This window comes from Mesorhizobium japonicum MAFF 303099 (assembly GCF_000009625.1).
Lineage (GTDB): Bacteria > Pseudomonadota > Alphaproteobacteria > Rhizobiales > Rhizobiaceae > Mesorhizobium > Mesorhizobium japonicum.
On record NC_002678.2, the window covers coordinates 6,356,479 to 6,376,914 of the forward strand.

Here is a 20,436-nt window from a genome sequence, read left to right on the forward strand (position 1 = left end):
AGCGATGATCTGAGATGAGAGGCGTTCTCTCCGACAGGATGGGCGCGGCGCTGTTGATGGCGCCGCTGCTCCTGTTCCTTGTGCTGGCCTATGCCTGGCCGTTTCTCGGCGTGGTGAAGTGGAGTTTTACTCTGCCGACGCCGGGGCTTGGCCAATATGATGCCTTGCTTACCGACGATCTGGTCCAGTCGGTATTCATACGCACGCTGCGCATCGCGGCGATCGTCACGGTCGTGTCGGTCGCCGCCGCCTATGCCATCACGGTCGTCTGGGTGCGCGGCGGCCCGGCGCAGCGCCTCATCGCCGAATTCTGCATCCTGGTGCCGTTCTGGATCTCGGTGCTGACCCGCGCCTTCGGCTGGGTGGCGCTTTTGTCCAATCGCGGCCTGATCAACACCTGGCTGCAGTCGATCGGTTTCATCTCCGAACCGCTGACCCTGGTGCGCAACGAGTTTGGCGTCGTCGTCGGCATGACGCATTTCCTCATCCCGTTCGCGGTCTTTCCGCTGGCGTCCGCCATGCGCAGCCTAGACGACCGTGTGCTTCTGGCGGCGCGTGGGCTTGGCTCCAGCCGCATGCGGACCTTCTGGACGGTGTTCGTACCGATGACACGCTCCGGCATCATCGGCTCGGCGCTGATCGTCTTCGTCTTCTCACTCGGCTTCTTCGTCACGCCGGCGATCCTCGGTGGCGGCCGCAGCGTCATGATCGCCGAACTGATCTATCTCAGGATTTTCCAGAGCCCGGACTGGGGGCTGGGAGCGGCGATTAGCGTCGTGCTGGTGCTGTTCGTCGGCGCGCTGATGGCGCTGCTGTTCCGCTATGTCAGACCGAAGCAGTTGATCTGATGCCGACCTATCGCCCCGGACCCGTCTCGCTGATCCTCGCCGCCCTTGTGGCGCTGTTCCTGCTGATGCCGCTGCTGGCGGTCATCCCGGTGTCGCTGACGCCAAGCCGCATGCTGGCGATGCCGACGGGCGAACTGTCGCTGCGCCACTATCGCTCGCTGATCGAGGATCCGCGCTGGCTCCAGTCGATCCTGCTGTCGATCCGCATCGGCGTCGTGAGCAGCGCGATTTCCACGGTGCTGGCGCTCTGCTTCAGCCTTGGCGTGTGGATGTTCCAGCCCCGCTTCACCGCCGCGCTCGTCGGCTTCGTGTTGTTGCCGATGGTGGTGCCGCCGGTGGTCTCGGCGATCACTCTCTACTTCCTGCTGACCTCGATCTCCGGCTTCAGCTCGTTCTTCGGCTACGACACTTGGCTCGGCGTCGCCATGGCGCATTCGGTGATGACGGTACCTTTCGCCACGGTACTGATCCTGGTCTCGCTCAGCCAGCTGGACCGGCGCATCGACCTTGCGGCGCGCGGCCTTGGCGCAACTGTCTGGGAGCGCGCCACGCGCATCATCATGCCCAACATCAAGTTCGGCATCATCACAGCAGCGCTTTTGTCCTTCGTCCTTTCCTGGGAAGAGATCGGCGTCACGCTGTTCATCACCTCGGTCAACGCCATCACGCTGCCGCGCCTGATGTGGATGGGTCTGCGCGACAACATCGACCCGGCGATCGCCGCCCTTTCGGTGATCCTGATCATCATCACGGTGCTGGTTCTGGCGGTGCGCAGTGTGATGACCCGGCAGCGCGCCGGGCACTAGACAAACCGCACCGAGATGCGGCCGAGCCTGGCCCGTCTCCTCGACTTCATTCACGATGCGGCGCTAAATAGACAAAGCACTGGCGTTCATGGGAGGTGATGATGTCGGTGACGTATGATTTTACGGGCCGAACAGCAATCGTCACAGGAGGTGCCCGTGGTATCGGCCGAGCGATAGCCCACAAGCTCTCTTTGAGTGGAGCGGACGTCTGGATCTGGGATATTGAGCCCGTCGAGCTTGAAGGCACACGATCTCTTTCAGTGGACGTGACGAAACGCGATAACGTCATGCAAGCGCTGACCATCATGGGTGAAGTCGGGGTCGACATTCTCGTCAACAATGCGGGTTGGCTGGGTGGCTATAAGCCGTTCGAGGAATTCGAACCGGCGGAATGGCAGAGAATCCTGCAGGTCAACCTTCTTGGCACGTTCGAAGTAACGCATCGCGTGCTCCCGCTTATGCGACGAGCGGGAAAGGGTCGTATCGTCAACATGGGATCCCTTGCCGGGAAAGAGGGACTGCCGAGCCTTGCGGCCTATTCCGCGGCCAGCGCCGGTGTCATCGCTTTTACCAAAGCACTGTCGCGTGAGGTCAGCGATACCGACATTCGCGTGAACTGCATCGCCCCGGGTCCGATCGATACGCGCCTTATCCGGGACCTCGGCAATGAGACCGTCGATGCGATGATATCGGCAAGTCCGTTGAAGCGGCTGGGCGATCCGAACGAGGTAGCGGCGCTCGTGGTGTGGCTTTGCTCGGATGCCAGTGCGTTCAACACCGGCGCTGTTTTCGATATGTCGGGCGGCCGAGCCCGATACTGACAGAGACTGCGGAAATCAAAGTGTCCCCGGGAACCATGCCGGCCGAGCAGATCGGCTCTCCAAGGTTGCTCGGCATGGCAATCTGTTCATAACAGAGTCGTATTTTCGAGATGATCGGCGTTCATGATCACGCCGAGACGAATCACGCGATATGGCGCAGACTTGACGAGCCGGCTACGCTGCGCGTGAATTTGCGAGTATGACGAACCGCTTGCACAAGGCATGACAGGCGAGGGGGACGACAAATGACCGCGCCCGGCGATTTGCTGCAGGCACTTTTTCTGAGGCTCAAAAGCGATAAGTCGCTGTCTGCGCTGCTTGGTGGCGCCGGACTGCTGGAGCGGGCGACGGAAAATGCCGCTTTTCCCTACGTGACTTTTGGTCAGACCAGCGCCTTTGATTGGGACACCGGCGCCGAGAACGACGACGATCAGTTGATTACGCTGCATATCTGGTCGAAAGCCCATGGTGAAGACGAAACCCTTGCCATCATGGCCGCCATCAAGGCCCGCCTTGCCAACGCCGCACTGGTGGTCGGCCGGCGCGGCAAGACGCGGCTGTCGCTTGAATTCACCGAGGCCCGCTACGACGAAGATCTCCTCGTGCATCACGGGCTGCTGCGGTTTCGCGCGCTGACGCAGGAAAATGCCTGACACGCTTTCAATCCGGCCGAAACAGAGTCTAGACTGGCGTCTGCGGGACTTCGTCGGGTCGGGGCGTCGAAATCACCATCGGTCGTCTCGCGTTTCACGGGTGTAGCGGACATGGTTTTCGCATCGATCACCGTTCATTTCACGTTCAGCACCGATGCGTTACAACCCCGACCATGAAAACGCTTCGCTCCCACTTTCGAACCGCGACCCTGGCGCTCTGTGCTGCCGGGCTGTTCGCGTCGCAGGCGACGGCGATGTCGGTGATCGCGCCCGACCAGTCCAGCCCGATCGTCCTGGCCGCATCCGACTGCTACGCGATCGGCCAGCAGGTGGCCGAGCAGAATGGCGGGACGCTGGCCAAGGCTTCGCAGTCGACACGCGGTGGCCAGCCGGTCTGCGTCATCGTCGTTCTGGTGCCGGGCAAGGACGGTCAGCGTCCGCGCCGTTCCGAGATCGTCGTTCCGCAGAACTGACCAATCTTCCATCTCACAGGCCTCCGTTTCCCAGTCCGCCGGAATCGGCCTATATCTGAACAAGTCCTTCAAAAGGTATCGATCTCCGCATGCGCGTACTCGTCGTCGAGGATGACAAGGATCTCAACCGGCAGATAGCGGACGCGTTGGTCGACGCCGGCTATGTCGTCGACCGTGCCTTTGACGGCGAGGAAGGCCATTTCCTCGGCGACACCGAACCCTATGACGCCGTCGTGCTCGACATCGGCCTGCCGCAGATCGACGGCATCAGCGTGGTCGAGCGCTGGCGCCGTGGCGGTCGCAAGATGCCGGTGCTGATCCTGACCGCGCGCGACCGCTGGAGCGACAAGGTCTCGGGCATCGATGCCGGCGCGGACGACTATGTCACCAAGCCGTTCCACATCGAGGAGGTGCTGGCGCGGCTCAGGGCGCTCATCCGCCGCGCCGCCGGCCATGCCTCGTCGGAGCTTACCTGCGGGCCGCTGCGCCTCGACACCAAGGCCTCGAAGGCCGATGTCGACGGCGTGCCGTTGAAGCTGACCTCGCACGAATTCCGCCTGCTTGCCTATCTGATGCACCATATGGGCGAGGTCGTCTCGCGCACCGAACTGGTCGAGCATCTCTACGACCAGGATTTCGACCGCGATTCCAACACCATCGAGGTGTTTGTCGGGCGATTGCGCAAGAAGATGGGCATCGACATGATCGAAACCGTGCGTGGCATGGGCTACCGCATGCGTGAGCCGGAGGCGTAACTCGGAACCGCTCAAACCAATCGCAAGGGCGCCGCTTTCGCTGCGTTTGTGGCCGCGTTCGCTGACGTTCCGCGTGATCGCCTTTTCGACGGTGTGGGCGATCCTGACGCTTGTCGTCATTTTCACCCTGATCACCACGCTCTACCGCCAGGCCAGCGAGCGCGGCTTCGACAGCCTGCTTTCTGCGCATCTGTTCAACCTGATCGGCTCCGTCGGCATTTCCGACACGGGTGCGCTCATCGGCGCCCCGGACCTTGGCGACCTCCGCTTCTCCGAGCCGAAGTCTGGTTGGTACTGGTCGGTCGAGCCTGCCTCGGAGGGCGTGCATGGCGACCTTCATTCGTCGTCGATGACGAGCAAAATCCCGTCGCCAAGCGTCGCCGAGGTGCCATTCAATGCCAGCTTCCAACGCAGCTATTCTGCGGAAGGCATAGACGGCGAGCAACTCGAAGTGTTCGAGAGCGAATTCGTGCTCGATGCCAAGAACCGTGCCGCGCGTTTTCGCGTGATGGGCAACCAGAGCGAGCTCGAACAGGAAATCGTCACCTTCCAGCGCCGCCTGCTGACCTATCTCAGCCTGTTCGGCGTCGGCATGATCGCCATCAACGCCATTGCCATCCTGCTCGGCCTGCAGCCGCTGCGCCGGGTGCGCAACGCCCTTGCCATGGTGCGCGAAGGCACCGCGCAGCGGCTCGACGGCCGCTTCCCGGCCGAGATCGAGCCGTTAGCCAACGAAACCAACGCCTTGATCGAAAACAACAAACGCATCGTCGAGCGCTCGCGCACCCAGGTCGGCAATCTCGCCCATTCGCTGAAGACGCCGCTGGCGGTGCTGCTCAACGAAGGCAGGGCGCTTGGCGGCGCCAAGGGACAATTGATCGCCGAGCAGGCCGCCTCGATGCAGAAGCAGGTGGACCACTATTTGCAGCGCGCCCGCGTCGCGGCGCAACGCGACAGCGTCGTCTACCGCACGCCGGTGGCGCCACTGGTGCAGCGCATGGTGCGGGTCCTGCAGAAGCTCAACCCGCAGACCAGCCTGTCGCTGTCCCTGCCGGCCACCGAGATCGTCTTTGCCGGCGAGCGCGAGGACCTCGAGGAGTTGCTCGGCAACCTTCTCGAAAACGCTATGAAATGGGCAAAAAGCGCGGTGTCGGTCACCGTCGCGCCCGGCAAGGACGATAATCTTTTCGAGATCAGCATCGACGACGACGGTCCTGGCATTCCCGAGGACAAGGCGCGCGACGCGCTGAAGCGTGGAAGGCGCCTGGACGAGACAAAACCGGGAACAGGTCTGGGACTTGCCATTGTCGCCGACCTCGTCAACGAGTATGGAGGCATTCTCGCGCTCGAACGGTCCGGCCTGGGTGGATTGAAGGCAGTCGTGCGCTTGCGGAGCCTTCAGTGACGCTTAACTGGCCAATCGACAGCGGTGCAAGGCGTATGTTATGGCGGCATATCGATTGATTTTGAGCTGGCCGGCAGCGGCCAAATTTCCGACAAATATCAATACTATGGCCACGCCTACTTCTCCGATGACGCGGCCCCCGGCGCATCCATGGCAGGCTCCAACTCAAGAAAACCGGTTGTTGGCATGAAGATTCGCGTCGCGCTTGTTTCCGCATTGCTGGCCGTCTCCGGCTGCACCACCTTGAGCGGCAAGGCCCCCACGCTCGCGCCGACACCGGCGTCGACGCCTCCGACAAGCGGCAAGGTCACCAAGTCGATCATTTCGGCGATGGACGGCGGCCTCATCGGCGGCTCGATCGGCAACGGCCTTAGCGACGAAGAGAAGCGCAGCGCGCTCGAGGCCGAATACAAGGCGCTCGAATACACGACGAGCGGTCAGAAGGTGGCGTGGAAGGGCGATCAGGCTTCGCACTATGGCGAGGTGGTTCCGGCCCAGCCCTATCGCGTCGGCTCGCAGGACTGCCGCCAGTATACGCAGACCGTGTTCACCGGCGGCGCCGGGGTGACGGCGCGCGGAACCGCTTGCCGCAATGCCGACGGCAGCTGGACGCCGCTGACCTGACTGCTCGCATGTCGCCCAAAAGTGCGCAGCGGTTTTGGGACAACGACATGCACAAAACAAAGACCGGACCGGCTCCGGTTGGAATCCGGTCCGGTTGATGTCGATCAAGGACGTCAGGCGCGCTGACCGTCAAAGCGTCGCAGGATGCCTGTGTTGGCAGGGCAGGGCTCTGTCGTTATTGGAAGAACCATGCTGTTCTGGGTCATAGCCGCGATACTGACGCTCGGCGCGAGCCTGGCGGTGCTGCTGCCGCTGGCCGCGGGATCCAAGAGCGCGTCTTCGAGCGGCGATCACGATCTGGAAGTCTATCGCGACCAGCTGTCCGAGCTTGACCGCGATGCCGGGCGCGGCTTGATCCAGCCGGCGGAAGCGGCCGAGGCGCGCGCCGAAATCGCGCGCCGCATCCTTCGCCTCGACAATGCCGATACAGCCGGCAAGGCATCGGCCAGGCAGGCCTCGGTCACGGCACGGCTTGTCGCGACCGTCGCCGTGCTGGCTGTGCCGCTGGTCAGCTGGGGCGTTTACAGCCAGATCGGCTCGCCTGACCTTCCGGCGCAGCCGCTCAGCCAACGGCTGGCCAAGAACCCGGCCGACAGTTCGGTCGACGAATTGGTTGCACGCGCCGAGGCCCACCTTGCCGCCAACCCGTCCGACGGCAGGGGATGGGACGTGCTCGCCCCGGTCTATCTGCGCATGCAGCGCTTCTCCGACGCGGTCGCTGCGTATCGCAATGCCATCCGCCTCGACGGCGACAGCGCTGTTCGCCAGGCCGGCCTCGGCGAGGCAATCGCCGGTGCGGCGGGCGGCATCGTTTCCGCCGATGCCCAGGATGCCTTCGAGGCGGCGCTGAAGCTCGATCCCGCCAATGCAAAAGCCAACTTCTACCTGGCCATGGCCCTGGCGCAGGAGGGACGCAGCAAGGAAGCGGCCACGGCCTGGCAGGCGATGCTGGGCACTTTGCCGCCGGATTCGCCATGGCGCAGTGCCGTTGAACAGGCGCTGGCCAAATCCGCCAGCCCCGAAGTCGCTTCCAGCACGGCGGCGAAAGGCCCCGATACCGCGGATGTCGACGCGGCATCCTCCCTGTCGCCGCAGGATCGCGAAGCCATGATCAACACCATGGTCGCCGGCCTCGACGAAAAACTGCGGCAAAATCCGCGTGACCCGGAAGGATGGATGCGGCTCGTTCGTTCCTACGTCGTGCTGGGCAAGGCCGATCAGGCGCGCGAGGCGCTCGGTCGCGCCATCGCCGTCTTTGGCGCGGACAGCGACGAAGCCAAGAAATTCACCGCCTTCGCCGCCTCGCTCGGCCTGACGGCGACGGAGTAGACCTGGATATGACGCGCAAGCAGAAACGACTGTCGGTCATTGTCGGCGGATTGGCTTTCCTTGGTGCCGCCACCGGGCTGACCTTCTACGCGCTCGGCCAGAAGGCTTCCTATTTCTACATGCCGGCCGACCTCACCACGGCGAGCGTCCAGCCCGGCCAGCGCATCAGGCTCGGCGGTTTGGTCGAAAAAGGCACCATCCAGCGCGGGCAGGGCGCGACGGTCGCCTTTTCGGTCACCGACACGCACAAATCGGTCAAGGTCACCTATACCGGCATCCTGCCCGACCTCTTTCGCGAGGAGCAGGGCGTCATCACCGAGGGCAGTTTCGGCCCGGACGGCGTCTTTGTTGCCGACAGCGTGCTGGCCAAGCATGATGAGCGCTACATGCCCAAGGAAGTGGCCGACGGGCTGAAGGCCAAGGGCGTCTGGCAGGAGAGCAAAAGTGAGTAGGTCTGGCAGAAGGGCAGGGGTCAATCATGGGCACAACCATGGTTGAAACCGGACATTTCGCCCTGGTCCTGGCGTTCGCGCTTTCGCTGGTGCAGACGATCGTGCCGCTGTTCGGCGCGCGCCTCAACAACCAGCGCCTGATGGCTGTCGGCGGTCCTGTCGCGGTCACCGGCTTCGCGCTGACGGCGCTGTCCTTCGTCGCGCTGGCGAGCGCCTATGCGAACTCTGATTTCTCCGTGGCGAGCGTCTGGGAGAACTCGCATTCGCTGCAGCCGATGATCTACAAGATCACCGGAACCTGGGGCAATCACGAAGGCTCGATGCTGCTCTGGGTGCTGATCCTGACCTTTTTCGGTGCTCTCGTTGCGGCTTTCGGTTCCAATTTGCCGGCAACTCTGCGCGCCAATGTACTGGCCGTGCAGGGCGCCATCGGCGCGGCCTTCTTCCTGTTCATCCTGGCGACGTCCAATCCATTCATCCGGCTCAATCCGGCGCCGATCGAAGGCCGCGACCTCAACCCGGTCCTGCAGGATCTCGGCCTCGCCATTCATCCGCCGCTGCTCTATCTCGGCTATGTCGGCTTCTCGATCTGCTTTTCCTTCTCGGTCGCCGCCTTGATCGAGGGGCGCATCGACGCCTCCTGGGCGCGCTGGGTGCGGCCATGGACACTGGTCGCCTGGATGTTTTTGACCGGCGGCATCGCCATGGGATCGTACTGGGCCTATTACGAGCTTGGCTGGGGCGGTTTCTGGTTCTGGGATCCGGTCGAGAACGCCTCCTTCATGCCTTGGCTGGCGGGCACCGCGCTGCTGCATTCGGCCATCGTCATGGAAAAGCGCTCGGCGCTGAAGATCTGGACGCTGCTGCTCGCCATCCTCACCTTTTCGCTGTCGCTGCTCGGCACCTTCCTGGTGCGCTCGGGCGTGCTCACCTCGGTCCACGCCTTCGCCACCGACCCGGCGCGCGGCGTCTTCATCCTGTGCATCCTGACGCTGTTCATCGGCGGGTCGCTGGCGCTGTTTGCGCTGCGCGCCTCGAGATTGACGGCCGGCGGCCTGTTCCATCCGATCTCGCGTGAAGGCGCGCTCGTCCTCAACAATCTGTTCCTGACCACGGCGACCGCCACGGTGCTCGTCGGCACGCTCTATCCGCTGGCGCTGGAGGCGCTCACCGGCGACAAGATCTCGGTCGGAGCACCGTTCTTCGATCTGACTTTCGGCCCCTTGATGTTGCCGCTTCTGGTCCTCGTGCCGTTCGGCCCGCTGCTGGCCTGGAAGCGCGGCGACGTCATCGCCGCGTCGCAGCGCCTGATGGCGGCCTTCGCGACGGCGCTGGCGGCAATGCTCGTTACCGGCCTGTTTATCGACGGCGCGTCGGTGTTCGCCGCCCTCGGCATCGGCCTTGCGGTCTGGCTGGTCGCCGGTGCGCTCACCGACCTTGCCGTCAAGTCCGGCGCCGGATCGGTTGCGCCGGCCGTCATGCTCAGGCGCTTTGCCGGCCTGCCGCGCTCGGTCTTCGGCACGGCATTGGCCCATCTCGGCCTCGGCCTGACCTTGCTCGGCATTGTCGCCACGCTCTCCTTCGGCACCGAGAAGATCCTCACCATGCGCGCCGGCGAGACGGTGGAACTGTCAGGTCATACGCTGCGTTTCGTCGGGCTTTATCCGGCGCAGGGGCCAAACTACAGCGAGGACCGTGGCCGCTTCGAGCTGATCGGTGTCGGCGGCAGTCCTGTCGGTGAAATGAGTTCCGCCAAGCGTTTCTATCCGGTGCGGCAGACGACGACGACTGAGTCCGGCATCAGAACCCTCGGTCTTTCCCAGCTCTACATCTCGCTTGGCGACGAAGCCAAGGACGGCTCGGTCGTGGTGCGCCTGTGGTGGAAACCATTGGTGACGCTGATCTGGGGCGGCGGCCTGATGATGATGGCGGGCGCGGCCATGTCGCTGATGGACAGGCGCCTGCGCGTCGGCGCGCCTTCGCGCCGGCGCAAGCAGGCGAGCGCCGTGACGCCCGCGGTCCTGCCATGAAGGCAAGGTTCTGCGCTGCGTTGCTCGTCCTGATGCTGGCGCTCGGCTTTGCCGGCACGGCGCTGGCGGTGAAGCCCGACGAGATGCTGGCCGATCCGGCGCTCGAAGCGCGGGCGCGGGCTCTGTCGGAAGGCCTGCGGTGCATGGTCTGCCAGAACCAGTCGATCGACGAATCCGATGCCGATCTTGCCCGCGACCTGCGCATCCTGGTGCGCCAGCGCCTCGTCGCCGGCGATACCGACCAGCAGGTCATGGACTATGTGGTTTCGCGCTACGGCGAGTTCGTGCTGCTGAAGCCGCGCTTCGACCTGCGCAACGCGCTGCTTTGGGGCACGCCGGTGCTGTTGCTGCTGGTGGGGGGCGTATTCATTGTGCTTACCGCGCGGTCGCGCCGGACCCTGGCGACAAAGACCCTGTCGGCCGACGAACAGGCGGCATTGGACGCTATCCTGCACCGCGACTGACGGCTGCTGTCGCCCGCCAACATTACCAAAGTTTCATGCGTCGGAAATGGCGCTGTAATGTGCGCCGCTCTAATTCTCCTTTCCTGAGGATGCCGATCAAGGCGCGTCCCTTTGAAAGAGGATACGAGACCCCATGAATATTGCCCCCAATTCATATTCCCGCACCCGCAAGCGTCTCCTGGCTGCCGCTGCTTCCGTCGCCGTTGCCGGCGTGATCGGCGTTGGCGCGCTGACCAGCGGAACCAGCCCCGTTCTGGCCGACGCCGTACGCGTCGAGGCGCCGCAGGTGCAAGGCTTCGCCGATGTCGTCGAGCGCGTTTCGCCCGCCGTGGTCAGCGTCAAGGTGAAGGCCAAGATCCAGCCGACCGCCGATGACGGCTCCGATGACCAGGATGGCTTCGACAATCTTCCCAACAATCCGCAGCTGCGCCGCTTCTTCAAGGAATTCCGCGGCTTTGGCGATCAGGGCGGCCAGAATGATGAAGGCCATCGCCGCTTCGGTCACCGCGACCGCAGCAATGACCAGCCGCGCCCGGTGGCGCAGGGCTCCGGCTTCTTCATCTCCGAGGACGGCTACCTCGTCACCAACAACCACGTCGTCGAAGAAGGCACCGCCTTCACCGTGGTGACCAATGACGGCAAGGAACTCGACGCCAAGCTGGTCGGCACCGACCCGCGCACCGATCTCGCCGTGCTCAAGGTCGAAGGCGGTGGCAAGTTCACCTATGTCGACTTCGCCGACGATTCCAAGGTTCGCGTCGGCGACTGGGTCGTGGCCGTCGGCAATCCGTTCGGCCTCGGCGGCACGGTCACCGCCGGCATCGTGTCGGCGCGCGGCCGTGACATCGGCGCCGGCCCCTATGACGATTTCCTGCAGATCGACGCCTCGGTCAACCGCGGCAATTCGGGTGGCCCGACCTTCAACCTCAATGGCCAGGTGGTCGGTATCAACACGGCGATCTTCTCGCCCTCGGGCGGCAGTGTCGGCATCGCCTTCGACATTCCTGCCTCGACCGCCAAGCAGGTTGTCGAGGACCTGATGAAGAGCGGCGCGGTGCAGCGCGGCTGGCTCGGCGTCGAAATCCAGCCGGTTACCTCCGACATCGCCGAATCGCTCGGTCTGAAGTCCAACAATGGCGCGTTGGTGTCCAGCGCCCAGGACGATGGCCCCGGCAAGAAGGCCGGCATCACGGCTGGTGACGTCATCACCCAGGTCGAGGGCAAGGACGTCGCTTCGCCGAAGGAACTCGCCCGCCTGATTGGCGCCTATTCGCCCGGCAAGTCGGTTGACGTCACCGTCTGGCGCGACGGCAAGAGCCAGACGATCAAGGTCGATCTCGGCAAGCTGCCGGCCAGCGACAAGCAGGCCTCGAACGACCAGCAGCAGCAGCCTGCCGCTCCGGCAAAACCTGATACGCTGGCCGATCTCGGCCTCACCGTCACCAAGTCCGAAAACGGCAAGGGGCTTGTGGTGACCGATGTCGATCCCGAAAGCGCTGCGGCCGACCGCGGCATCCAGCCGGGAGACATCATCACCGCGGTCAATTCGAACGAAGTGAATGGCACCGACGATGTCACCAAGGCGATGACCGACGCGGTGAAGTCCGGCCGCAAGGCGGTGCTGATGCAGATCACCCGCGACAACAACAACCGTTTTGTCGCGCTGCCCGTCGCCAAGGGCTGACACCGACTTTTCCGGTGCGGCGGTATCAAACACCCCCCGAGCCGCCACATGGGAAAGCATGGAGCCGGGTACGTTAGTCAGTCATCGTGCTCTCCTCCAGCGGCAGCGGGCCTCCCATCGCCCGCTGCCGCACATTTTGTAAGCCGCCCAAAAACGCTACCTCGGGCCTGGGCCGAGAGGATGTGATGATTTGCCGGATCATGCCTCGAAGCAGGCATGTTCGGGATGAAGACAACCAGAGAACAAGATTTTATCGCGTGCGGCCTCGATCATCTTGATCGAGGCGCGCTTTGGCAAAGGCTAAAATGCAGATGCCGACTACTCAACCTTCCAGCGAAATCGCGTATAACGGCCCTATGAAGATTCTCGTCATAGAAGACGATCGCGAGGCTGCCGATTATCTGCAGAAAGCCTTTACCGAGGCTGGCCATACCGCCCATGTAGCCGGTGACGGCGAGACCGGTTTCGCGCTTGCCGACGCCGGCGACTATGACGTAATGGTCATCGACCGGATGATGCCCCGCCGCGACGGTCTGTCGGTCATTGCCGGTCTTCGCTCCAGGGGCAACACCACACCCGTGCTGATCCTGTCGGCGCTGGGGGAGGTCGATGACCGGGTCACCGGCCTGCGCGCCGGCGGCGACGATTATCTGACCAAGCCCTATGCGTTTTCCGAACTTCTGGCCCGCGTCGAGGTGTTGAACCGCCGTGCCAGCGCCAAGGAAGCCGAAACCGTCTACCGGGTTGGCGACCTTGAACTCGACAGGCTGTCGCATTCGGTGCGCCGGGCAGCGCGCGAGATCACGCTGCAGCCGCGCGAATTCCGCTTGCTCGAATATCTGATGCGCCATGCCGGCCAGGTGGTAACGCGCACCATGCTGCTCGAAAATGTCTGGGATTATCATTTCGACCCGCAGACCAATGTCATTGACGTCCACGTGTCGCGGCTGCGCGGCAAGATCGAAAAGGGCTTCGATAAGCCGATCCTGCATACGGTTCGCGGCGCCGGTTACATGCTGAAGGGCGGCTAGGCGACAGCATGGCTCTTTCCGTGCCGGCCATCATGAAGACGACGGCAGCGCGGCTTTCGGCGCTCTACCTTCTGCTCTTCGCGCTCTGCGCCGTGCTGCTCGTCTTCTACATGACCTCGCTGTCGGCGCGTATGCTGACGGCGCAGACGCAGGAGACCATCAACGACGAAGTGCTGGGCCTCGCCCGCGCCTATCAGCGCGGTGGCTTGCCCGTGCTGGTGCGCGTCGTCGAAAACCGCTCCCGCCAGCCCGGTGCCAACCTCTATCTCATCGCCGATGCCAATGGCCAGATTCTAACCGGCAATGTGCAGAGCCTCGAACCGGGCGTGATTGACACGGAGGGCTGGACGACCGAGCCGTTCTCCTACAAGCGCTTCGGAGAAGGCGAGCTTGACCGCCTGCGCAGCGGAACGTCCGACCAGACGACAGCTCCTGCAACTGGCGACAACGCGGCGCAGCAAGCCGAAGGCGAGCAGGGCCACAACGCCATTGCGCTGGTGCTGCGGCTGCCTAACCAGATGATCATGCTGGTCGGCCGCGATCTTGGCGAACCGGAGCGCTTTCGTGCCGTCATCCGCCGTGCGCTGACGCTGGCGCTCGGCATGATGGGGCTCGGCGGACTGCTAATCTGGTTCTTTGTCGGCCGTGCCGCGCTGAAGCGCATAGACAGCGTTTCGGAGGCCAGCCGCCGCATCATGGGCGGTGATCTCTCGGGCCGGCTGCCGGTGACCGGCGCCGGCGACGAATTCGACCGGCTGTCGGAAAACCTCAATTCCATGCTGGCCAGGATCGCCACGCTCAACGAAGGCCTGAAGCAGGTTTCCGACAACATCGCGCATGATCTGAAGACGCCGCTGACCCGGCTGCGCAATCGCGCCGAAGCGACACTTTCCGGCAAGCACAGGCCCGCCGACTACCGCCAGGCGCTGGAAAGCACCATCGCCGAGTCCGACCAGCTGATAAAGACCTTCAACGCTATCCTGATGATCTCCCGGCTCGAGGCCGGATATTCATCAGAGCACACCAATCGCGTCGACCTGGCGGCGGCCGTGCGTGATGTCGCCGAGCTCTACGAGCCGGTGGCGGAAGAGGCCGGCGTTTCGCTCGAAGCCGAAGTGAATGGCGCTTTTCTCGTCGACGGCAACCGCGAGCTGATCGGCCAGGCGCTGTCCAACATCGTCGACAATGCGATCAAATATTCGACGGACTCCACGTCCAAGCCGGCCGTTCGCGTGACGCTCGAGCGGACACATGGCGAGATCTGGCTTTGTGTCGCCGACAACGGCCAGGGCATTCCCGACGATGCCGATCGGGCCCGCGCGACCGAACGCTTCGTGCGGCTGGAGAAGAGCCGTTCTCAACCGGGCTCCGGCCTTGGCCTCAGCCTCGCCAAGGCGGTCATGACTTTCCACTATGGACGGCTTGATCTCTTGCCTGGCAATCCGGGACTATCCGTGGTCATGAGTTTCCCTGTACGGGAGGATCACTGATGGCTGCGGTTGCGAAGCGGACGGTCACGGACTGGCAGTTGAAGCCCGCCCTTGGGCTCGCCCCTCTCGACCAAGGCCGGGCGCGGCAGGAACTGGCCGAGATCGCCGCCGCGGCACGCGAAGAAGGGTTGGCGCGGCTGGCCAAATTCCTGGCCGGCAAGGGGGCGGGCCAGGATTTCCTGGCCGCCGTCTTCGACCTGTCGCCCTTCCTGCGTGATACGTCGCGGCGCCGGCCTCGTATCCTGGATGCCCTTTTCGATCAGCCGGTCGAGGCGCGCCTGGAGGCGATCACCGCAGCGATCGAACAGGCGCCGTTGGCCGAGACGGTCTCCGAATCGAGCCTGATGATGGAGCTGCGCCAGTGCAAGGCCGAGGCGCATTTCCTGATCGCGCTGGCCGATCTCGCCGGTGAAGCGGAAACGTCGCTGACCGTGCGGCGGCTGAGCGATCTTGCCGATGCCTGCACGCGTGCCGCCGTCGACTTCCTGCTGCGCGACGCGCATGGCCAGGGCAAGCTCAAACTGCCGGATCTCGACAACCCGTCGCTGCAATCGGGCTGGATTCTGCTTGGCATGGGCAAGCTTGGCGCGCATGAGCTGAATTTTTCCTCCGACATCGATCTTGTCGTCTTCTTCGATCCGGACGCGCCCGCCGTGGTCGACCGCCTCGACGCCACGGAGCTGTTTTCGCGGCTGACACGCCGCTTGGTGCGCATCCTGCAGGACCGCACCGAGCATGGCTATGTCTTCCGCACTGATCTCAGGCTGCGTCCCGATCCCGGTTCGACGCCGCTGGCGATCCCGGTTGAAGCGGCACTGCGCTATTACGAAGCGCGCGGCCAGAACTGGGAACGTGCGGCGATGATCAAGGCGCGTCCGGTGGCCGGCGATCTGGCCGCGGGTGCTGCATTCCTTAGGGAACTCCAACCCTATATCTGGCGCAAATACATGGACTACGCGGCGATTGCCGACGTTCATTCGATCAAGCGCCAGATCCACGCTCACAAGGGCCACGGCGAGATCGCCGTGAAGGGGCACAACGTCAAGCTCGGCCGTGGCGGCATCCGCGAGATCGAGTTCTTCGTCCAGACCCAGCAGCTCATCGCCGGCGGCCGTTTCCCCGAACTGCGCGGCCGCGAAACAGTGCCGATGCTCGGCCAGCTCGCCGCGCGTGGCTGGATCACCGCTGATGCGCGTGACGCACTCGCCCGCCAATACTGGTTCCTGCGCCGCGTCGAGCATGCCGTGCAGATGGTGGCTGACGAGCAGACGCATACGCTGCCGGAAGACGATGAAGGGCTGGAGCGCATCGCCCACATGCTGGGCTTTGGCGATGCGGCTGCGTTTTCCCAGGCATTCCGCGCCTCGCTGCTGCAGGTCGAGCGCCACTATGCAGCACTGTTCGAAACGGCTCCCGAGCTTTCGGCGGGCATCGGCAATCTGGTCTTCACCGGCGATGTCGATGACCCCAACACGCTGCAGACCTTGCAGGGCCTCGGCTTCCAGCGGCCGAGCGACATCTGCCGAGTCATCCGCGGCTGGCATTTCGGCCGCTATCGCGTCACCCAGTCGGCGGAGGCACGTGAGCGGCTGACGGAGTTGACGCCGGCGCTGCTCAAGGCCTTCGGCCAGACACGCCGGGCGGACGAAGCCTTGATCCGTTTCGACGAATTCCTTGCCGGCCTGCCGGCCGGCATCCAGCTGTTCTCGCTGCTGCAGTCCAACCCGGCGCTGCTCAAGCTGATGGCGACAATCATGGGCGCCGCGCCCCGGCTGGCGGCGATCATCACGCGCCGGCCGCATGTTTTCGACGGCCTGCTCGACCCCGCTCTCCTCACTGAACTGCCTGACCGCGTCTATCTTTCGGCGCGGCTTTCGGCCTTCCTCGAAGGCGATAGGGCCTATGAGGAGGTGCTCGACCGGCTGCGCATCTTTGCCTCGGAGCAAAAGTTTCTGATTGGCGTGCGGCTGCTTGCCGGTTCGATCGATCCGGCCCGCGCCGGCCGCGCCTTTTCCGATCTCGCCGATCTCACCATCGAGGCGGCGTTGCAAGCAGTGACGGCCGAATTCGCGGCGCGCCACGGCACGATCGCCGGTGGCGTGGTTTCGCTGCTCGGCATGGGCAAGCTCGGCAGCCGCGAATTGACCGCGGGATCGGATGTCGACCTCATCCTGCTCTACGATCATGATGCGGACGCCGAGGACTCCGACGGTGACAAGCCGCTGGCGCCTTCACACTATTATACCCGCATGACGCAGCGGCTGATCTCGGCCGTATCGGCGCCGACAGCGGAAGGCGTGCTCTACGAACTCGACCTGCGGCTGAGGCCGTCCGGCAACAAGGGACCGGTGGCTACCCACATCGACGCCTTCAAGAAATACCAGCGCCAGGAGGCCTGGACCTGGGAACACATGGCGTTGTCGCGGGCGCGCGCCATTGGCGGCGACACCGGCCTGTGCGCCGAGGTTGAAGCGGAAGTCGCCGCCGTGCTTGGCCAGCCGCGTGACGCGGCAAAGGTGAAGACCGAGGCCGCGGACATGCGCGCCATGATCGAGAAGGAAAAGCCGGCACGCGATCTCTGGGACATCAAGCTGATCCCCGGCGGGCTGATCGATCTCGAATTCATTGCGCAGGTGGCTGTCATCACCGGGCAGGTCGGGGCCGGGCCGCGCGCCACCGGTACGGCCGAGATCCTATCCCGCCTCGCGCCCGGCTTCGCCGATGCCGGCGCCAGGCAGGAACTTGGCGCCGCCTTCGCACTCTATCTGGCGCTGACCCAGATGACCCGGCTGTGCCTCACCGGCTCGTTCGAGCGCGACGACGTTCCGCCGGGACTATCGGATCTGCTTCTGGCGGTCACCGACCTGCCGGATTTCGGTGTGCTGGAAGCACATCTCAAGGAGACGTCGCAGAAGGTCAGGAAGGACTTTGACCTTTTGCTTCGTGCCGGACGACCATGAAAAAGGTGTTCGCCAGATCGACAAGAACAATGACGGCAAGATCGAGAAGAGCGAACTGCCGAAGGGCCACCGCTTTGGCCATCATCGCCAATCGGATGATGGCAGCGTCCAATAAGATTGTTTGATCCAGGCCCCGGCGACACCGCTCGGAGCCTGCTGCTCAAGCGGCGGCCTTGACGGCCGGCGGCGCCTTCTTCACCGGAATGCGCACCGACACGATCGTGCCGACACCTTCGGTCGAACGGATCTTCAGCGCGCCGCCCTGAAGCTCAGCCAGCGAGCGCGAGATGGCAAGGCCGAGGCCCGATCCGGCATGGTTCTTGGAGAACTGGTTCTGCACCTGTTCGAAGGGCCGCCCGAGCTTGCCGAGCGCCTCCTTTGGAATGCCGCAGCCATTGTCCTCGATGGTCAGCACCAGCGCACCCGATGTGTTGCGGGCCCTGACCGATATATGGCCGCCCTGGCCGGTGAACTTCACCGCGTTGGACAGGAGGTTGATGACGATCTGCTTGATGGCGCGGCGATCGGCGAACAAACTCAGCGCGTCGGCGATGCGCGTTTCCACGGTGATCGCTTTTTGCGCGGCCTGCAGCGAGACGACGCGCACCGTCTCGCTGATCAGCGGACCGAGGTCGATCTGCTCCTGGTCCAGTGAGAACTGGCCGGCCTCGATCTTGGACATGTCGAGAATATCGTTGATGACGCCGAGCAGGTATTTGCCGCTGCTGTTGATGTCGGTGGCGTACTCCTCGTAGCGCGCCGATCCCAGTGGACCAAACAGCCCCTGTTCCATCAGCTCGGAGAAGCCGATGATGGCGTTCAGCGGCGTGCGCAATTCATGCGACATGTTGGCCAGGAATTCAGACTTGGCCCGGTTCGCCGCCTCGGCGCGCTCGGTTTCCTTCATATATTTGCGGTTGAGATCGACCAGTTCGCGCGACCGTTCCTCTTCGGCCCGCCGCGCGAGGCTGAGATCATGGATCGTCGCCATCAGTCGCCGCTCGCTGTCGACCAGCTTTTCCTGATGCAGCTTGATCTGGGTGATGTCGGAGCCGACCGAGACGATGCCGCCGTCCCTTGTCTTGAGTTCATTGACCTGCAGCCAGCGGCCGTCGGACAGCTGCCGCTCGAAAGTGGCGCCGCCTTGCGGACCATTGGTGTTGGCAAGCCGGCGTTCGGACGCAAAGGCCAGCATCCGCCCCTCCAGCGAAGCGCGTGTCACACCCGGCATCACGTCGCGATCCGACAGCCCGTTATCCTGCTGGTATTTGGAGTTGCACATGATCAGCCGCTGCGCCGAATCCCACAGCACGAAGGATTCGTTGATGTTCTCGATTGCTGTTCTCAGGCGAAGGTCGGCAGCTTCGGACCGCAACGCCAGATGGCGCTGCTCGGTGACATCGACGGCGATGCCGATCAGCTGGATTTCCGGCGCTTCCGGATCCATGACCTGCGCACGGGCGCGCATCCACACCCATTGGCCGTCGGCATGCCGCATCCGGAACACCTGGTCGATGTGGTCGATTTCGCGCGCGACAATTCTGTTGGCTAGCTCGAACAGGTCACCGTCCTCAGGATGGATGATCTCGTCGACCTCGCCGAAGGACAGCATCGTGTCGCAGGGCTCGTAGCCCAGCATGTCGTACATGGAACGCGACCAGTACATCTTGCCGCGCACCATGTCCCAGTCCCACAGGCCGCAGCGGCCGCGCACCAGCGCCATGTCGATGCGCTGATGCGCTTCGAGGTAGATGCGGTCGGCGGCCTGGGCGCGCGCCGCCTGCCCGAAATAGGCGTAGAGGATGATGATCAGCACGCCGGCCGTCAGCACGAACAGGGTGACGTTGAGCGAGACGGTCTTGCGCCACGTGTCGAAGACCGCCTCCTGCGGCACCAGCGCCGCCGCCGCTCCCTTCCGATCCTTGGCCACGCTGACCGCGGCGTACCAGTCCCGGCCGCCGATGTTGACCTCCATGACGCCGGCGCGGTCGCCGAACATGAACAGCGGTTGGCCGCCCTGGACGAGGCCGTCGAGCGAATGACCTTGCCACGGCATCGAGCGCGGCGTCACCGCGGTGATCCTGAAGGCGCTGTCGGTGACGACGAGCACATGGCTGCGGCCCATCGCGCCCTGGCGGCTGGTGGTCTCCAGCAGGTCCTGGACGGCGCCGGGCTCGGTATCCGAGGTGGTGGCCAGCGAACTGGCCAACTGACCCGCAGCCAGTGTGAGGATCGCCTTGGCGTCGCGCTCGGCATCGTCGCGTTCGTTCATCAGCGACAGCACGCGCAGCGCCGCGATGACGAGCAGGAAGATGATGATGAGGGCCGGTATCGACCGGCGCAGCAGCGGCTCGGCCGCCAGAAGCCGCTTGTAGGCCGGTTCGGCAATGAGCCGCGTATTCCCGGCAAGGCCGTCGCTGCGCGTCTCGCGACGCGCAAAAACCATCCCGCCGGGCGCGCCCCACGCGTCCGCCTTTGCCATAAATGGCACTCCCCGAATTTGCCTATGCTGCTTTGTGATCCGGCAAACGCCGCACTTCCGAATCGTCAGTAAAGAATCAAACGTGATTCGCCTTGTCCAGTGGTCCGGCGAAAAAAGATTAAAAATCGA

Annotated in this window: 18 protein-coding genes; 17 read left to right on the plus strand and 1 reads right to left on the minus strand. The window is 63.9% G+C overall.

The genetic code is table 11. From position 1 onward, the window contains the following. Window positions 1–14 precede the first annotated feature (14 nt). From MAFF_RS31295 to MAFF_RS39500, 17 genes are all read left to right on the plus strand, one after another. The gene (locus MAFF_RS31295; RefSeq protein ID WP_010915039.1) at window positions 15–848 is read left to right on the plus strand and encodes an ABC transporter permease; all 834 of its coding nucleotides are present in this window, start codon (window positions 15–17) and stop codon (window positions 846–848) included. Continuing rightward, window positions 848–1,654 (plus strand): ABC transporter permease, encoded by an 807-nt coding sequence (locus tag MAFF_RS31300; protein ID WP_010915040.1) that lies wholly within the window; start codon window positions 848–850, stop codon window positions 1,652–1,654. The genes MAFF_RS31295 and MAFF_RS31300 overlap by 1 nt, the downstream gene beginning before the upstream one ends. A gap of 98 nt (window positions 1,655–1,752) precedes the next feature. Beyond that, complete coding sequence (locus MAFF_RS31305) at window positions 1,753–2,475, plus strand: SDR family NAD(P)-dependent oxidoreductase (RefSeq protein WP_032929477.1); 723 nt, start codon at window positions 1,753–1,755, stop codon at window positions 2,473–2,475. A 245-nt stretch (window positions 2,476–2,720) separates the two neighbouring features. Beyond that, window positions 2,721–3,128, plus strand: a complete 408-nt coding sequence (locus tag MAFF_RS31310) for a DUF3168 domain-containing protein (RefSeq protein WP_044549800.1) — start codon at window positions 2,721–2,723, stop codon at window positions 3,126–3,128. Window positions 3,129–3,301: 173 nt separating this feature from the next. Continuing rightward, a complete protein-coding gene (locus MAFF_RS31315) occupies window positions 3,302–3,601 on the plus strand; it encodes a hypothetical protein (protein WP_010915043.1) in 300 nt (99 codons plus the stop codon). Between the two features lie 89 nt (window positions 3,602–3,690). Then, on the plus strand, window positions 3,691–4,356 hold the full coding sequence (locus tag MAFF_RS31320) for a response regulator transcription factor (RefSeq protein WP_010915044.1): 666 nt from the start codon (window positions 3,691–3,693) through the stop codon (window positions 4,354–4,356). After that, window positions 4,340–5,761, plus strand: a complete 1,422-nt coding sequence (locus MAFF_RS31325; RefSeq protein ID WP_010915045.1) for an ATP-binding protein — start codon at window positions 4,340–4,342, stop codon at window positions 5,759–5,761. Before MAFF_RS31320 ends, MAFF_RS31325 begins: the two co-directional genes overlap by 17 nt. Window positions 5,762–5,947: 186 nt before the next feature. Next, entirely contained in the window at window positions 5,948–6,385 is a 438-nt protein-coding gene (locus tag MAFF_RS31330) for a hypothetical protein (RefSeq protein WP_032933216.1), read from the plus strand. Window positions 6,386–6,574: 189 nt separating this feature from the next. Continuing rightward, window positions 6,575–7,714 carry a c-type cytochrome biogenesis protein CcmI gene (gene ccmI / locus MAFF_RS31335; RefSeq protein WP_010915047.1) on the plus strand — a complete coding sequence of 380 codons (1,140 nt, stop codon included), beginning with the start codon at window positions 6,575–6,577 and terminating at the stop codon, window positions 7,712–7,714. Window positions 7,715–7,722: 8 nt separating this feature from the next. After that, the gene (gene ccmE, locus MAFF_RS31340; RefSeq protein ID WP_010915048.1) at window positions 7,723–8,166 is read left to right on the plus strand and encodes a cytochrome c maturation protein CcmE; all 444 of its coding nucleotides are present in this window, start codon (window positions 7,723–7,725) and stop codon (window positions 8,164–8,166) included. Window positions 8,167–8,204: 38 nt separating this feature from the next. Beyond that, window positions 8,205–10,196 (plus strand): heme lyase CcmF/NrfE family subunit, encoded by a 1,992-nt coding sequence (locus MAFF_RS31345; RefSeq protein ID WP_010915049.1) that lies wholly within the window; start codon window positions 8,205–8,207, stop codon window positions 10,194–10,196. Continuing rightward, window positions 10,193–10,660 carry a cytochrome c-type biogenesis protein gene (locus MAFF_RS31350; protein WP_010915050.1) on the plus strand — a complete coding sequence of 156 codons (468 nt, stop codon included), beginning with the start codon at window positions 10,193–10,195 and terminating at the stop codon, window positions 10,658–10,660. The genes MAFF_RS31345 and MAFF_RS31350 overlap by 4 nt, the downstream gene beginning before the upstream one ends. 133 nt (window positions 10,661–10,793) lie before the next feature. Continuing rightward, complete coding sequence (locus tag MAFF_RS31355) at window positions 10,794–12,344, plus strand: Do family serine endopeptidase (RefSeq protein ID WP_010915051.1); 1,551 nt, start codon at window positions 10,794–10,796, stop codon at window positions 12,342–12,344. 356 nt (window positions 12,345–12,700) lie between these two features. Continuing rightward, the gene (locus tag MAFF_RS31360; RefSeq protein ID WP_027046649.1) at window positions 12,701–13,375 is read left to right on the plus strand and encodes a response regulator transcription factor; all 675 of its coding nucleotides are present in this window, start codon (window positions 12,701–12,703) and stop codon (window positions 13,373–13,375) included. An 8-nt stretch (window positions 13,376–13,383) separates the two neighbouring features. Next, window positions 13,384–14,865 (plus strand): sensor histidine kinase, encoded by a 1,482-nt coding sequence (locus tag MAFF_RS31365; protein WP_044549803.1) that lies wholly within the window; start codon window positions 13,384–13,386, stop codon window positions 14,863–14,865. After that, window positions 14,865–17,825 carry a bifunctional [glutamine synthetase] adenylyltransferase/[glutamine synthetase]-adenylyl-L-tyrosine phosphorylase gene (locus tag MAFF_RS31370; RefSeq protein ID WP_010915054.1) on the plus strand — a complete coding sequence of 987 codons (2,961 nt, stop codon included), beginning with the start codon at window positions 14,865–14,867 and terminating at the stop codon, window positions 17,823–17,825. The genes MAFF_RS31365 and MAFF_RS31370 overlap by 1 nt, the downstream gene beginning before the upstream one ends. Further along, a complete protein-coding gene (locus MAFF_RS39500; protein WP_157866108.1) occupies window positions 17,794–17,940 on the plus strand; it encodes an EF-hand domain-containing protein in 147 nt (48 codons plus the stop codon). Before MAFF_RS31370 ends, MAFF_RS39500 begins: the two co-directional genes overlap by 32 nt. A 45-nt stretch (window positions 17,941–17,985) precedes the next feature. On the opposite strand, the gene MAFF_RS31375 is transcribed toward MAFF_RS39500, so the two are convergent. After that, the gene (locus MAFF_RS31375; RefSeq protein WP_044549804.1) at window positions 17,986–20,307 is read right to left on the minus strand and encodes a PAS domain-containing sensor histidine kinase; all 2,322 of its coding nucleotides are present in this window, start codon (window positions 20,305–20,307) and stop codon (window positions 17,986–17,988) included. Window positions 20,308–20,436 lie beyond the last annotated feature (129 nt).